Below are 14857 nucleotides of genomic sequence, written 5' to 3'. Positions count from 1 at the left end.
GGTCGCCGGCAGACAGGTGGGGTCCGGCGGTTCGGCCGGCCGGAGAACCCGGGCCTGTGTAGTGCGCAGGCGGGCTGGTGTCACCCTGGCGGGTGCTCAAGGTCAGGGAGCGGCGGGCTCGGGGGCGGGCGTGGCCGGCGCGTTGACGCGGCGGAAGCGCAGCACCATCCGGGTGCCGGCGTGCTGTGGGTCGCGCTCGACGTCGGCTTCGAGCTTGGCGGCCATCGCGCTGACGATGCGCTGGCCCATGCCGGTCGATTGCGGGTTGGCTTTGACGTTGAGCCCGACGCCGTCGTCGGAGATGACCAGTTCGAGGTCGTCGCCGCTCGCCGTCAGCTCGACATGAATCGGGCCCTTGCCTTCGGGGTAGGCGTATTTGACGGCGTTCATCACCAGCTCGTTGACGATGATGCCGATCGCGACGGCGCGGTCCGGATCGGTCTCGACCGGCTGCGCCGACAGCGTCAGCCGCGACATCCGGTTGCCTTCGGCCGAACGCCGCAAGTCTTCGAGCAGCGCCTCGAGATACTGGTTGAGCATCACGCTCTTGAGGTCGTGCGAGGTGTAGAGCCGGCGGTGCACCTGCGCGACCGCGGCGACGCGGCCCATCGCATTGGTCAGCGCCGCCTTCACCTCTTCCTCTTTGCTGGACGAGGCCTGCAGATGCAGCAGCGAGGCTATGATCTGCAGCGAATTGCCGACTCGGTGGTTGACCTCGCGCAGCAGCATTTCGCGTTCGGCAGCGAGCGCAGCGTAGCGGTCGCGGGAGGCGCGGACTTCGGCTTCGGCATCGTCTCGCGCCTTGCGCACCATCGCCTGCTTCAGCGCCTGATCGGCGGCGACCTGCAGCAGCGGCACGAACTCGCCCTGGGCATCCTTGACCAGATAATCGTCGGCGCCGGCTTTCAGCGCGGTAACGGCGATCTTGGAATCCTGCGAGGCGGTGACGAACACCACGGGCGGCGGATCCGGGATCGCCTGGATCTGCTCCAGCGTCTCCAGCCCGTCGAGGCCGGGCATATACTGATCGAGCGCGATCACGTCGACGCCGCCCTGGCGCAACCGCTCCAGGCCGGCTTCGCCGCTCAGCACGTGTTCGACGCTGAATCCCTGCCGCTGCAGGCCGCGCGACACGAGGCGGCCGAGCGCCTCGTCGTCGTCGATATAGAGCAGGGTCGGCTTGGCGTCTGTCATGGAGCGTCGGGCTGAGGGACCTGGATGACCGAGAAGAACAGGCCGAGTTGGCGGATCGCGTTGGCGAAGCTCTCGTAGTTCACCGGCTTGGTGATGTAGACGTTGCAGCCGAGCTCGTAGCAGCGCTTGATCTCGTGTGCATCGTCGGTCGTCGTCAGCACCACCACCGGGGTGGTCTTGAGATGATCGTTTTCCTTGATCCGCCGCAGGATGTCGATGCCGCTGGCATCGGGCAGATTGAGGTCGAGCAGCACCAAGAGCGCGCGGTGCTTGTGTTCGATGCCGGTGCCGTCGCTGCCGAATAGATAATTCAGCGCGGCTGTCCCGGAGGTGAACGGGATGATCTCGTTGTTGACGCCGGAACGGCGGATGTTCCGCTCGATGAGACGGGCATGACCCTCGTCGTCCTCGATCATGATGATGGTGACTGGGTTACTCATGCGCGCTGTTCCTGGTTCTTATTCGCCGCCCATTTGGCCGGCAGGGTGATGGTGAAGGTCGAGCCTTCGCCGAGCGCGGATGACACCGACATGGTGCCGCCCAGGCGTCGGACCAGCGCTCGCACATGGGCGAGGCCGATCCCTTGGCCGGGCCGGTCCTGTGTACCGGCGCGGCGGAAAAGATCAAAGATTCTCTGGTGGTCCTTGGGATCGATCCCCCGGCCATTGTCGGTGATTTCGAAGATCACGAAGCCGAGCTTCTGCCGGCCACGGATCACGATGTCGCCCGGCACACCGTTCTTCAGATATTTCAGGGCGTTATCGATGAGATTTGAGAAGATCTGTTCGAGCGCCAGCCGATCGCTGACGATCTCCGGCAGCGGCTCGATCCGGATCTGCGCATCGGCCTCGGCGGCCTGATGCGCCACCGTCGAGGCGATGTTCTCGATCAACTCGCGGGTGTCGATCCGCACCGGCTGGAACTGGCGGCGGCCTTCGCGGGTGAGGTTGAGGATGGCGCTGATCAGGCGGTCCATCTTGCCGATCGAGGATTTGATGAAGCCGAGCGCTTCGGTGAAATCCTCGGAGAGCTGGCGGTCGGCGGGTTCGAGCTCCGGCTCGCCGTCGCTGTCGGCATTGGCGGCGCTCTGCTTGCCGGCGACTTCGCGGCTCAGCGTCGCGATCCGGCGGAAGATGTCGCTGCGCAGTTCCTCGAGCTCGCTGGTGAAGCCCATGATGTTGACCAGCGGCGAGCGCAGATCGTGGCTGACAATGTAGGCGAAGCGCTGGATCTCCTCGTTGGCCTCGCGCAGGTCGGTGGTGCGTTCCTGTACGGTGGATTCGAGGTTGAGGTTGTTCTCACGCAGCTGATTTTCGGCCTCGTCGCGCGCCCGCGCCGAGCGGCGGACCAGAAAGATCGATAGGCCGGCAAGCACCAGAACCAGTCCCGAGCCGGTGGTGGTGATGATGGTGGCGAGCGCTTGGCTGCGGTCGGCCTCGGTGGTGCGCTCCGAGAACAGCCGGTTTTCCTCCTGCCGCATCGCCGTCAGCGACGAGGTCAGGGTGTCCATCGCGCGGCGGCCATCGATGTCGCGCAGCAACTGCCGGGCTTCGTCGATCCGGTCCTGCTGCGCCAGCGCGATCACCTGGCGAAACCGTTCGATGCGCGCGGTCGCGGAGGCGATCGCCTGATCGATGTAGGGGACCTGAGCGGTATTGTCGGCGACGAAGTCGCGCAGCCGCTTCAGCCGCGGCACCACGTCGGATGCAGCTTCCTCGAACTGGGTGATCAGGTCGTCCTGGCGGGTCAGGACATAGCCGCGCTCGGCGCTCTCGGCGCGGCGGAGCTGCAACTGAGCCAGCGCGATCTGGTTCTGGACTTCCAGGGTGTGGGCGACCCAGGCGTTGTCCTCGCGCGCCTTCTGCAGCCAGTACACCGAGGCGAGGCTGATCGCGACCAGCACGGCGAACGACAGCGACAGCAGGGTGATCTGGGCAAACGAGCGTTTGCGCGCGGATTCAGGCGTCACCGCGCGCCTCCAGCACGAACGAAATCAGGCAAGCCATCCCCCAGGCGTCGCAAGGCAGAACTTAGAACGCTTTCTAACGCCGCTGAGGCGGAAAGGTTCCCGAGGGACGCAGGAGAATTTGGAATGTGCTCGTTTCGGCTGGAACGAGCGGGCTCGCGAGAAAGCGAACCCGCTGCAAGAGCTTAGGCGGCTAACCTGCAGGATCGCCCGAAGCGAGGTACTGCTCCAGCCAGTGGATGTGGTAGTCGCCATCGATGATCGACGGCTCGCGCACCAGGGCGCGGAATAGCGGCAGGGTCGTCTCGATGCCGTCCACCACCATCTCGTCGAGCGCGCGGCGCAGCCGCATCAGGCACTCGCCGCGGGTCTTGCCGTGGACGATCAGCTTGCCGACCAGCGAGTCGTAATAGGGCGGGATGGTGTAGCCCTGATACACCGCTGAATCGATCCGGATGCCGAGGCCGCCGGGCGGATGGTAGCGCGAGATCTTGCCTGGCGATGGCCGGAAGGTCACCGGGTTCTCAGCGTTGACCCGGCACTCGATCGCATGCCCGTTGAGGGTGATCTCGTCCTGGGTGACCGGGAGATCACCGCCGGCGGCGATCCGGATCTGCTCCAGCACCAGATCGATGCCGGTGATCATCTCTGTCACCGGATGCTCGACCTGGATGCGGGTGTTCATTTCGATGAAATAGAACTCGCCGTCCTCGTAGAGGAATTCGATGGTGCCGACGCCGAGATACTGCATCTCCTGCATTGCCTTGGCGCAGATGCCGCCGATCCGGGCGCGCGCTTCCGGGCTGATCACGGGCGAGGGGCTTTCCTCCCACACCTTCTGATGCCGGCGCTGCAGCGAGCAGTCGCGCTCACCGGGATGGATCGCGCCGCCACGGCCGTCGCCGAGCACTTGGATCTCGATGTGGCGGGGCTTCTGCAGGTACTTTTCCAGATATACCGAGGCGTCGCCGAACGCGGCCTTGGCTTCGTTGCCGGCGGTGGAGATCGCCAGCGCCAGATCGTCGGCGGTGTGCGCGACCTTCATGCCGCGGCCGCCGCCGCCTGCCGCGGCCTTGACCAGCACCGGGAAGCCGATCTCCTTGGCGATCGACATCGCATCGTCGTCGGGGCCGACTGCGCCGTCGGAGCCCGGCACCACCGGGATGCCGAGCCGCTTGGCGGTCTTCTTGGCCTCGATCTTGTCGCCCATCAGGCGGATATGCTCGGCCTTGGGGCCGATGAAGTGCAGATTATGGTCGTCGAGGATTTCGGCGAAGCGGGCGTTCTCGGACAGGAAGCCGTAGCCCGGATGCACCGCATCGGCGCCGGTGATCTCGCAGGCGGCGAGCAGCGCCGGGACGTTGAGGTAGCTGTCCTTGGACTGCGGCGGGCCGATGCACACGCTCTCGTCGGCGAGGCGGACGTGCATCGCGTCGGCGTCGGCGGTGGAGTGGACCGCGACCGTGGCGATGCCGAGCTCCTTGCACGCGCGCAGCACGCGCAGGGCGATCTCGCCGCGATTAGCTATCAGGATTTTATCGAACATCGGCTTAACCGCGCTGTGAGGCCAAAGAGGCGAGTGGCGAGTAGCGAAGGGAGTATGGAAGGAGATGCAGCTAAGCGACGTGTTTCACTCGCTAATCGCTGCGTCCGATCCGCCTCTTACTCGATCACGACCAGCGGCTCGCCGAACTCGACCGGCTGGCCGTCTTCGACCAGGATCTGGGTGACGATGCCGGCCTTCGGCGAAGGAATCTGGTTCATGGTCTTCATCGCCTCGACGATGAACAGCGTCTCGCCGACCGACACTCGGCTGCCGACATCGATGAACGGCTTGGCGCCAGGCTCCGGCGCCCAGTACACGGTGCCGACCATCGGCGAGGTGACGACGCCCGGATGCTTGGCCAGATCGACCGACGAGGTGTCTTTCGCGGCTGCCGCGCCACCGGCGGCGGGTGCCGGCGCGTAGGCTGCCGGTACGGCTGCGGCGATGCTGACGTTGCGGGCGACGCGCACGCGCAGACCGGCCCGTTCGATCTCGATCTCGGTCAGGTTGGTCTCATCCAGCAGCACCGCGAGTTCGCGGATCAGGCTGCTGTCGTCGGTCGCCGGGGCGGTGGTCGGCTCGGCGGCGGTTTTCTCTGCAGGCTGGCGGGCCATGGTGTTTCGATCCAGATGTCTTGAGTGAACGGGCGGGCTCAGGCCGTGGTGCGGGCGCCGAGTCTGGCGGCGAGGCCGGTGATGGCCAGGCGATAGCCGTCGATGCCGAAGCCGCACAGGCTGGCGAAGGCGGCCTTCGCGATGAAGGAGTGGTGACGGAAGTCCTCACGCGCAAATACGTTGGAAACATGGACTTCCACCGTCGGTATCTGCACGCCGACCAGGGCGTCATGCAGAGCGATCGAGGTGTGGGTGTATCCACCGGCATTGATCACGATGCCAGCCACCTTTTCGCTGCGCGCCTGGTGAATCCAGTCGATCAGCTGGCCTTCGTGGTTGGACTGATGGCAGACGGCGACCAGACCGAAACCGGCGGCGGTCTCGGCGCACAGCTTCTCGACATCGGCCAAGGTGGCGCGACCGTAGATTTCCGGCTCACGGGTCCCGAGCAGATTCAAGTTCGGGCCGTTCAGCACGTAAATCGTCTGAGCCATCGAAAATTCCGGCAATTTTTGCGAATCTGATCCAGCCGAGCGGGACAACCCTCCGCACAGCCTGTCGGAATCCGGCGAAATTCACCTGATCGCGGGCGTTATAGGTAACCTCGGGGCTGAGGGGAAGCCTGAACAGGCTCGAACAGGGGATGAAATCCCTGATGCTTTGGACGAGTTCGCCTGCGCAACCGACAGGAATTGTTCGCAATCGAGGCCCCGGCGTGGTGTCGGGGCACCTAAGGTAATGCACAGGGGGCGGCCATGACCGCCCCCTGTGTCGGAGTGCGTGAATCAGATGTCGAGGACGGCGACGATTTCCAGCGTGCGCGGATTCACCACCACGATCTCGTCGCGCACCATGAAGAACTCGTAGCCGCGCCAATCCGGATAGACCGTCACGATCTCGGTTGGCAGCGGATGGAAGTGGACCTCGCGCGGCACGCGCGTGCCGACCGAGATCGAGAAGTTGACGTTGGTCTGCGGCTCGATGTGCTGGTTCTTGATCACCGTGGTGATCTTGGTGCGCTGCTCGGTCGAGAGCTGCGCCCGGGCGCCGGCTTGGCCGGTGGTGGTCGACGACCGGTCGCGATCGTTATCCGCGCCGCGTTGCTTGCTCCGGTCATGGTCGCGGTCGTTGTCGGCACCGCGCTGCATTTTGCTGTCGTGATCGCGGTCATTGTCGGCATTGCGATTGCCGCTTCGCTCATTGCGATCTTCGGCCTTCATCTTGGAGCGGTCGCGATCATGATCGCTGACACCCTTGGTGGCATCGTTGGCGCTGCGATCCATCGCCGGGGCTTCGCGCGACGTGCCGGAGCGGTCGGAGTCGGAGCGCTGCATCTGTGAAGCGCCGGCACTGCTTGGCGCGGGCGCAGATTGTCCGACCGATGGCGCGGAGGTGGCGGCGCCGCCACTGCCGCTGGAACTACCGGAGGATGACGACTGCGCGTTGGCGGCGGCTCCGCCAGCGATCAGTGCGGCGGCGGCGACTGACAGCAACAAGCGATGGTTCATTGGGGCTCTCCCATGTGCCTGCCCGTGCCTCAACTTCATCCCTGCAGCACCGTTCCCGCGGTGATGAGGAGTTCCGTACGCTGACGTTCCCGGAGTTTTGTTTTGTCGAACCGTCATATTCGGATTAGTCTGAGGGTCCGTGAGGCTCCGTGCGACCCAATGATCCGGTCGCGATTGCCCGACCCCAACGCTCGCGGCCAGCAGCCTGAACCAGCCGATGCGAATTCAGGCGTGCACCTTCGCCGCGAGACTCCAACCGGAGGTGTCATGGCTCGCTACATCGTGCGATTTATGAAGGGCATCCTCGGCGAGAACGGCCGGCACGAGGAAATTTGCCAGGGTCTGCTGGAGGTCGACGCTGAAACCAGCGATGGCGCGATCGAGCTCGCCAAGCAGCGGTTCTGCGAACAGGAGCGGCTGCCGGAATGGTCGCTGCACGCCGACCGCGTCGACGTCGCCGAAACCGAGTTTCCGTCCTAGACCCTTCTGCAATTCGCACCTGTACACGATGGACGCGGGCCGACTGCGGATGCCCGCGCATAAACCTGACGTGCCAACGGGTAGGTGGCGGGTGCCGTCATTCCTGCGTCAGGATGGCGCGTCATCGTACGGTTGCCTCGCCAATCTCTACAGTGTAGAAATTGGCTACCGTAAGCGGCTGACAGCGTTGCGAGAGCTTCTCACGGTGTTGTCGCGACAGGTTTCGCGACCCTCAATCAGGCTCTTGGCCGGACCGTCGGTCTTTCACCCGTCTGCATAGGATGCGGACGCGCGCGTCCGAGGGCTCACTCGCAACGCCAGGCTCGGACTGCGAGCGAACCATGAGCGGACTGCTCTCATTTTTTGATCTGTCAGACGAACGCGGCGTGTTGAGAACCTCGATCGCCGTGACATTCGTGATCTCTTTTCTCGGCATCGGCTTCGGCCTGTTCTCGGGATCGTTCTCGATCGTGTTCGATGGGGTGTATTCCCTGATCGATGCGGGGATGAGCCTGCTGTCGCTGATCGTGGTCAACCTGATCACGTCCTACGCGGTGGCGGATCATCTGTCGCGCAAGCTCAGAGAACGCTTTTCGTTCGGCCTTTGGCACCTCGAGCCGATGGTGCTCGGGCTGAACGCCACCTTGCTGATCAGTGCGGCGCTCTACGCGCTGGTCACGGCGATCGGCAGCCTGCTGAGCGGCGGGCGTGATCTGGAGTTCGGCTCGGCGCTGATTTACGCGGCCGTGACGGTGATCGCCTGCGCGGGCATCGCGGCCGTGGAATGGCGCGCCAATCGCAGGATCGGATCGGAATTCGTTCGCCTCGACGTGCGCGGCTGGATCATGTCGGCCGGCATCAGCGCCGCGCTGCTGATCGCCTTCATGATCGGTCTGGCGGTGCAGGGGACATCATGGCAATGGATTTCGCCCTACATCGATCCGGCGGTTCTGGCCGCGGTGTGCGTGCTCATCATTCCGCTGCCGGTCTCGACGGTGCGGCAGGCGCTGGCCGACATCTTCCTGGTGACGCCAGTGGATTTGAAGAAGCACCTAGACACGGTGGCGGCGGCGTTCGTCGCCAAGCACGGCTTCGTCTCCTACCGCGCCTATGTTGCGCGGGTCGGACGACCGAAGGAGATCGAATTGTACTTCATCGTTCCTGCCGATGCGCCGGCGCGCACGATCGGCGAATGGGACGTGTTGCGGGACGAGATCGGAGATCTGGTTGGCGACGACGGACCGAACCGTTGGCTGACCGTTGTGTTCACGGGTGATCCTGAATGGGCCGAATGACGTCGACCGCAGACACGAAATCGAACACCAAGACCCGCGCGAGCTCCGGCCCGCGCGGTCTTGCCAAGCAGGTGATCGTCGAGACCGCGGTGGGTCTGATGGAGGAGGTGGGAGAGGCCGCCTTCAGCGTGCGCAAACTCGGCGACAGAGTCGGCTGCGATCCGATGGCGATCCTCTATCACTTCAAGAACAAGGACGGCATGTATCGCGCGATGGCCGACGCGCTGGTGGCGAAGCTGTCGCCGGTCGGCCACGACCTGGCTTGGCAGGATCGGCTCCGCACCCACGCGCGCGATCATCGTGCGCTGGCGCTCCGCTATCCGAACACGTTTCCGCTGCTGCAGAGATTTCTCAACACCGGGGTCGCCGACTTCCCCCACATCGAAATGGTTCATTGTGCGCTGGCCGACGCCGGCGTGTCCGATGCGGAGGCACCCGCCGTCTGCCTCGCCTGGTACGCAGGCGTGATCGGTCTGTGCACGGCGGAGATCAGCGGGCTGGTCCGGCCGGCTCGCCAGTCCGAAGTCGTGGAAATGGAAGAGCTGCCGTCTGCCGAGTTTCCGGTGCTGAGGAAACTGGCTCGCTCGTATCTGGCCGTCGAGACGGAAAACGTCTTCGAAATCGCCAATGAGCTGTTTATCGAAGGTCTAGGCAGCCGAGCGGGCTGCAGGTCGAACTGAAACGTCCGGCATGATCGTTTGGCAAGATCGCCAGCGCCGCAACAGACGGCGACTGGCGATGCTAACTCAGGCGCCGATCGCGCTCAGCACTTGTCCTTGCCGCAGCGCGCGGTGTTGATCTTCTGGCGCAGCGTGTCGAGGCCGACCGCGCCGACCACCACCTGCTTGCCGATCACGTAGCTCGGCGTGCCATTCATGCCCATCGACTCTGCGAGCTTGAAGCTCTCTTCGATGGTGGCGCGCACTTCCGGGCTGTTCATGTCTTTCTCGATCTTGGCGGGGTCGAGGCCGGCGTCCTTCGCGGCCGCCAGCGCACGCGCCTTGTCGGCTTGACCGCGGCCGCCGAGCAGCTTCTGGTGGAAGTCGAGATACTTCTTGCCGGTCGGGTCCTGCATCCGCACGGCGATCGCGACCTGAGCGGCTTCGACCGAGGGCGGGCCGAGCACCGGAAATTCCTTCAGAACGACCTTCAGGTTCGGATCGTCCTTCATCAGCTCCATCATGTCGGTCATCGCGCGTTTGCAGTAACCGCAATTGTAGTCGAAGAACTCGACCATGGTGACGTCGCCGTTCTTGTTGCCGCCCGTCACGCCGCGCGGCGAATTGTAGATAATGTCGGCGTTGTCCTTGATCGCCTGCTGATGCTTTTCGGCCTGAGCCGCAGCCTGGCGCTTGCCGAGCTCTTCCGAGGCTTCTTCGAGCACCTCGGGATGCGACACCAGATATTCTTTGATGATGGATTCGATCTGGCTCCGCTGCTCGTCGGAGAACTTCTGCGCCGAGGCGACGGCCGGCGCGCCAACGATGGCGAGCGCGAGCAGGGCTGTGGCGAGCGGGCGGAACGACAGCATAGGCGGATCCCTTCGGCGGGTCAGGTCGTGGAAAAGACGCGTGGATTCGGACGTTTCATAGCGCTTTTCCCCGGCAAATACGCGGTTTTTGTGAACACGATCCGGTCAGGCAGGGCCTGAGGCCGGTGCGACGCAACGACGCCGGCGCCCGGGAGAACCGAACGCCGGCGTCGTCAGATCGCGTGCCGAGTTACTTGATGGTGGTCAGGCGCAGATAGGGGCGGGGTTCTTCCCAGCCCTGCGGGAACGCCTTGGTGGCGGCTTCGCCCTTGACCGACAGCGGGATGATGACCTTGTCGCCCGGGCGCCAGTCGGCCGGGGCCGCGACGGTGTGTTTGTCGGCAAACTGCAGCGCGTCGATCACGCGCAGGATCTCGTCGAAGTTCCGCCCGACGTTCATCGGGTAGGTCATGGTGAGGCGGATCTTCTTGTTCGGATCGATGATGAACACCGAACGCACCGCAGCGGTATCGCTCTGGTTCGGATGGATCATGTCGTAGAGCTTAGCGACCTTCAGCTCCGGATCGGCAATGATCGGGAATTGCAGGTCGGTCTGCTGGGTGTCGTTGACGTCCGCGATCCACTTCAGATGCTCGTCCACGGTGTCGGTCGACAGGCCGATCGGCTTGACGTTCCGCGACGCGAACGGCTGCGCCAGCTTGGCGGTCTTGCCCATCTCGGTGGTGCAGACCGGGGTGAAGTCGGCGGGGTGGCTGAAGAAGAAGACCCAGGAGTTGCCGATGAAGTCGTGGAACGAAATCTTGCCCTTGGTGGTGTCGGCGGTGAAGTCGGGGGCAATGTCGCCGATATGAAGGGACATCGGTAGGGTCTCCTGTACGTTTGTTGAGTGCTGGATTACGCGCCGAACGAGGTCGTGCGCGTGGAAGGATGGAGACCTTCTAAATGGAGATTCCGCACCGCAGGATCAAGGAACTCGTCGCAAAAGCATCCGCAAAAAGCATCGGGCGATGCATGATGATCATGCACCGCCCAACGAATGTCTTATCTCGGTACGTCCTATCTCGGTACGGCTACGGGCAGGGCATCTCGCGGCCGCCCTTGGCGATGTAGGTGCCGGTCGCCGGATTGTACGATCGGAAGCGCCGTGCGCAGTAGTCCTGCTGCCGTGCCGCTTCGGCCTGGCTGGCTGCAATCGCGCCGCCGACGATCGCCGCGCCGATGCCGATCCCGACTGCAGCGCCCGGGCCACCCCAGCCGCGTCCACGGCCGCGACCCCATCCACGTCCGCGCCCGCGCCCCCAGCCGCGCTGGGCATGCGCCGGCGTCGAAGCCAGCGTCATGGCCGCGCCGGTGGTGGCGATCATCCCCAAACCGTACATCGTCAGCAGCGCAACGCTCGCCAGCGCACGCGTGATGAACTTTCGGGGCTTGTTGCCCGCGGGTCGTGTCGAGTTGGTCATGGATGTTTCTCCCGATGTTGGAGCAGCGATGCTGTTTGCTGGTGAGCGCCGAGCGCTCAACGCAACCGTCGCGAGTCTTGGACGATCGCGAGACTCAAGCGGACAAGATCGCCGCGCCGGGAGTGTGACAGAGCCGTGCACACGGGACAATCCGCCGCGGCGCGACAATGACGCGCGGAACGCTATTTCTGGCCCGGCATCTTCGCCGCGACGATGTCGTCGGCCTTGACCCAGCCCGGCGAGCCGACCGGGAAGCGGGTCTTGGCGCGGGCCGCAAGCTCGCGCGCGGTCTTGGCATCGCCTCGCAAGTAAGCCGCCTGTGCCGAGGCAAGATCTGCCTCGGCGTAGTTGCCCTTCTGGCCGTAGGCCATGGCCAGATGGCTGTAACCGAGCGGCACTTCGCCCTCGCGGCCGAGCGCGCCGCGCAGGATCTGGATGGCTTCGTCGGTGTAGGCCTTGTTGTTGCTGGCGACCAGCGCCTGGCCGAGCAGGATCTGGATCAGCGGCGCGCCATTGGTCATCGCCACCGCCTTGCGCAGCGGTGCGATCGCCTCAGCCGGCTTGCCGCCTTCGAGCAGCGCCTGACCGCGTAGCTCGTAGAAATAGGGATTGTTGGGCTGAGCCTGGATCAAGCCGTCGATCTGTGCGAGCGCCGAGCGCGGATCGCCATGCAGATAGCTGGCGATCGCGCGTGCGTAGCGCGCCGGAAGGCTGGTGTTCGACGCCGGATAGCGCCGGTACACCGTATCGGCCCGTTCCATGAAGCCCGACACCTTGGCGCGCATCATATCGTGGCGCATCTGCAGCGCCGGATCGTCCTTCTTGTCCCAATACGCGCTGGTCCGCGCCAGTTCGGCGAGCGCGGAGACGCGTTCGGCCGGCATCGGATGCGATTGCGCATAGGGATCGGCGCCGCGCGCCGCGAACAGGCTCTCATTGGTGAAACGCTGGAAGGTCTCGTACATGCCCTTCGCAGATTGCTGCGTGGCGTTGAGAAACTTCACCGCGGCGCGGTCGGCGTTCTCTTCCTGCTGGCGCTGATACGACAGCAGATTGCGCCGGATGACTTCCTGCGGCGCGGTGATCGCCGCCGCGCCGATATTGGCGGCGCCGCTGTTCGGGCCGGCGCTGGCGCCCGCCACCATCGCGCCGACGCCGAGCAGCATCGCGACGATCATCTGCGTCTGCGCCTGCGCGAGCTGGGTGCGCAGCTTGGAGAGATGGCCGCCGGCAAGGTGGCCGGTTTCGTGCGCCAGCACGCCGATCAGTTGATTCGGCGTTTCCGATTGCAGCAGCGCGCCGTAGTTGACGAAGATGCGGTGGCCGTCGGCCACGAAGGCGTTGAAGGTCGGATCGTTGATGATCGCGACCTGGATGTTCTGTTTCTCCAGCCCGGCGACGCGCAGGATTGGCCGGGTGTAGTCGCGCAGCAACTGCTCGGTCTCGGTGTCGCGCAGCAGCGGCGGTCCCTTCTGCGTCGGGGCCTGCGCCAGCGCGGGAACCGGCGTGATCGCCAGCGCGAGCGCGGTTAGCCCCGCGACCAGCCGCGACGCCTGCTTGCGTGCGGACGGGCATAGCCGTCCGGCGAAAACTGCAATGTCCTTCAGCATTGGCCGAGCATCGAATTCCGGGTATCTCCAGGTCGGCCCAGCAAGACGGCAGCGGCGCGGCGCGCAGCGGGTTCACCGAACAGACCGCGCGGGGATAGCAGAATTCGATGCTCGATGCGACCAAGACACAACGTGCGCGCGGATTGTTGACCGCGTCCGCCCGCAGCGACGTACCGCCGTTCATGGTGATGGACGTGATGGCGGCGGCCGACCGGATCGAAGCGGCCGGGGGTCACGTCATTCATATGGAAGTCGGGCAGCCGTGGGCGCCGGCGCCGCGCGCCGCGCTCGCTGCCGCGCATGCGGCGCTCGACAGCAGCCGGATCGACTACACCTCCGCGCTCGGGATTCCGTCGCTGCGCGCACGGATCGCGAAGCATTATCGCGAAACCTATCGCTGCGATGTCGATCCTGACCGCATCGTGGTCACCACCGGTTCGTCGGGCGCGTTCATCCTGTCGTTCCTGGCGCTGTTCGAGCCGGGCGATCGCGTCGCGGTGACGGTGCCGGGCTATCCGCCGTATCGCCACATTCTGAATGCGCTCGGCTGCGTGCCAGTGCCGATCGAGACGCACAGCGAGACGCGTCATGCGCTGACTGGCGAAGCGCTGCTCGCCGCGCACCGCAAGGCGCCGCTGAAGGGCGTACTGGTCGGTAGCCCCGCCAATCCGACTGGCACGATGATGACGCGCGAGGCGCTGACCGAACTGATCGCGGTCGCCGAAAGCGAAGGCATCCGATTCATTTCCGACGAGATCTATCACGGTCTCGACTACGCGTTCCCCGCGGTCACCGCTGCGGAGCTGTCGCCGAACGCGGTGGTGATCAACTCGTTCTCGAAGTACTTCTGCATGACCGGCTGGCGCGTCGGTTGGATGGTGCTGCCGGAGAATCTGGTGCGGCCGGTCGAACGTCTGCAGCAGAACCTGGCGATCTCGGTGCCGACGCTGTCGCAGATCGCCGCCGAGGCGGCGTTCGACGGCAGCGCTGAGATGGAAGCGGTCAAGCGCGGCTACGAAGAGAACCGCGCAATTCTGATCGAGGGGCTGCCGAAGGCGGGCTTGACCGAGTTCCTGCCGGCCGACGGCGCGTTCTATCTGTACGCCGACGTCTCGGCCTTCACCGCCGACAGCTACGACTTCACCAAGCGGATGCTGGAAGAGGCGAGGGTGGCGTCGACCCCGGGCATCGACTTCGATCCGGTGCGCGGCAAGAGCTTCGTGCGGTTTTCCTACGCCCGTTCAGCCGACGACATGCGCGAGGCGGTGCGCCGGATCACGGATTGGCTTGCACGATAATTTCGTCTGAATGACTGGATCGGCAATTTCGCTGCTTGATCTGAGCGGCATTTCGTCGCTATAGGCTCCCGCGACTAATTCCTCTCGGGAGAATTCCCTTGCCGCTCGGTTCGTCCGCGCCGCCCAGGATCGGCGGCCACACCGCGCTCGCAGCCGATTTGTGGCCGCGGCGCACGGACGGATTCTCCGCCTGGTTGCGGATGGCGGTTTTGATCGCGTTCGGCTCTGTGTTGCTGGCGCTGTCTGCCAAGGTCAACCTGCCGCTGCCGCGGGTTCCGATGACGCTGCAGACGCTGGTGGTGGTGCTGATCGGTGCCGCCTATGGCGCGCGGCTCGGCGCCGCGACCGTGCTCGCCTATCTGGCGGAAGGCGCCGCCGGCCCGGCGAACACAGG

At 64.9% G+C, this 14857-nt stretch carries 16 protein-coding genes; 5 read left to right on the top strand and 11 right to left on the bottom strand.

Translation table 11 applies throughout. The annotated features are described in order from the left end of the window. Positions 1-102: 102 nt before the first annotated feature. From DYI24_RS08870 to DYI24_RS08840, 7 genes are all read right to left on the bottom strand, one after another. Complete coding sequence (locus tag DYI24_RS08870; RefSeq protein ID WP_164572027.1) at positions 103-1194, bottom strand: sensor histidine kinase; 1092 nt, start codon at positions 1192-1194, stop codon at positions 103-105. Next, positions 1191-1634: a response regulator gene (locus DYI24_RS08865; RefSeq protein WP_013502774.1), complete on the bottom strand. Its 444-nt coding sequence runs from the start codon at positions 1632-1634 to the stop codon at positions 1191-1193. The genes DYI24_RS08870 and DYI24_RS08865 overlap by 4 nt, the downstream gene beginning before the upstream one ends. After that, positions 1631-3163: a sensor histidine kinase gene (locus tag DYI24_RS08860; protein WP_164572026.1), complete on the bottom strand. Its 1533-nt coding sequence runs from the start codon at positions 3161-3163 to the stop codon at positions 1631-1633. The genes DYI24_RS08865 and DYI24_RS08860 overlap by 4 nt, the downstream gene beginning before the upstream one ends. Positions 3164-3353: 190 nt before the next feature. Beyond that, entirely contained in the window at positions 3354-4706 is a 1353-nt protein-coding gene (gene accC / locus DYI24_RS08855; RefSeq protein WP_164572025.1) for an acetyl-CoA carboxylase biotin carboxylase subunit, read from the bottom strand. A 116-nt stretch (positions 4707-4822) separates the two neighbouring features. Then, a complete protein-coding gene (gene accB, locus DYI24_RS08850) occupies positions 4823-5320 on the bottom strand; it encodes an acetyl-CoA carboxylase biotin carboxyl carrier protein (protein WP_107344373.1) in 498 nt (165 codons plus the stop codon). Positions 5321-5358: 38 nt separating this feature from the next. After that, positions 5359-5814, bottom strand: coding sequence for a type II 3-dehydroquinate dehydratase (aroQ, locus tag DYI24_RS08845; RefSeq protein ID WP_164572024.1), 456 nt, complete (start codon positions 5812-5814; stop codon positions 5359-5361). 291 nt (positions 5815-6105) lie between these two features. Continuing rightward, positions 6106-6828, bottom strand: a complete 723-nt coding sequence (locus tag DYI24_RS08840; RefSeq protein ID WP_164572023.1) for a DUF1236 domain-containing protein — start codon at positions 6826-6828, stop codon at positions 6106-6108. 267 nt (positions 6829-7095) lie between these two features. Here DYI24_RS08840 and DYI24_RS08835 point away from each other — a divergent pair, with 267 nt between their 5' ends. From DYI24_RS08835 to DYI24_RS08825, 3 genes are all read left to right on the top strand, one after another. Then, positions 7096-7308: a hypothetical protein gene (locus tag DYI24_RS08835; RefSeq protein ID WP_107344376.1), complete on the top strand. Its 213-nt coding sequence runs from the start codon at positions 7096-7098 to the stop codon at positions 7306-7308. 341 nt (positions 7309-7649) lie between these two features. Then, complete coding sequence (locus DYI24_RS08830) at positions 7650-8603, top strand: cation diffusion facilitator family transporter (protein ID WP_164572022.1); 954 nt, start codon at positions 7650-7652, stop codon at positions 8601-8603. Continuing rightward, entirely contained in the window at positions 8600-9283 is a 684-nt protein-coding gene (locus DYI24_RS08825; RefSeq protein ID WP_164572021.1) for a TetR/AcrR family transcriptional regulator, read from the top strand. The genes DYI24_RS08830 and DYI24_RS08825 overlap by 4 nt, the downstream gene beginning before the upstream one ends. An 83-nt stretch (positions 9284-9366) precedes the next feature. Here the strand turns inward: DYI24_RS08825 and DYI24_RS08820 are convergent, their stop codons facing one another. The 4 genes from DYI24_RS08820 to DYI24_RS08805 form a co-directional block, all read right to left on the bottom strand. Further along, positions 9367-10134, bottom strand: a complete 768-nt coding sequence (locus DYI24_RS08820; RefSeq protein ID WP_164572020.1) for a DsbA family protein — start codon at positions 10132-10134, stop codon at positions 9367-9369. A gap of 190 nt (positions 10135-10324) precedes the next feature. After that, on the bottom strand, positions 10325-10954 hold the full coding sequence (locus DYI24_RS08815) for a peroxiredoxin (protein WP_012495932.1): 630 nt from the start codon (positions 10952-10954) through the stop codon (positions 10325-10327). Between the two features lie 211 nt (positions 10955-11165). After that, on the bottom strand, positions 11166-11555 hold the full coding sequence (locus DYI24_RS08810; RefSeq protein WP_107355554.1) for a BA14K family protein: 390 nt from the start codon (positions 11553-11555) through the stop codon (positions 11166-11168). A gap of 182 nt (positions 11556-11737) precedes the next feature. Continuing rightward, complete coding sequence (locus tag DYI24_RS08805) at positions 11738-13165, bottom strand: M48 family metalloprotease (RefSeq protein ID WP_107344381.1); 1428 nt, start codon at positions 13163-13165, stop codon at positions 11738-11740. 107 nt (positions 13166-13272) lie between these two features. On the opposite strand from DYI24_RS08805, the gene DYI24_RS08800 reads away from it, so the two are divergent. Both DYI24_RS08800 and DYI24_RS08795 read left to right on the top strand, forming a co-directional pair. Then, entirely contained in the window at positions 13273-14463 is a 1191-nt protein-coding gene (locus DYI24_RS08800; protein ID WP_164572019.1) for a pyridoxal phosphate-dependent aminotransferase, read from the top strand. Between the two features lie 200 nt (positions 14464-14663). Continuing rightward, positions 14664-14857, top strand: a 194-nt coding sequence (locus DYI24_RS08795) for a biotin transporter BioY (protein ID WP_205523442.1), incomplete at its 3' end; no start/stop codon positions are given.

This window comes from Rhodopseudomonas sp. BR0C11 (assembly GCF_010820945.1).
GTDB classification, from domain to species: domain Bacteria; phylum Pseudomonadota; class Alphaproteobacteria; order Rhizobiales; family Xanthobacteraceae; genus Rhodopseudomonas; species Rhodopseudomonas palustris_H.
The sequence above is the reverse complement of the archived record's forward strand: the minus strand, read 5'-3'. Positions and strand labels throughout refer to the sequence as shown.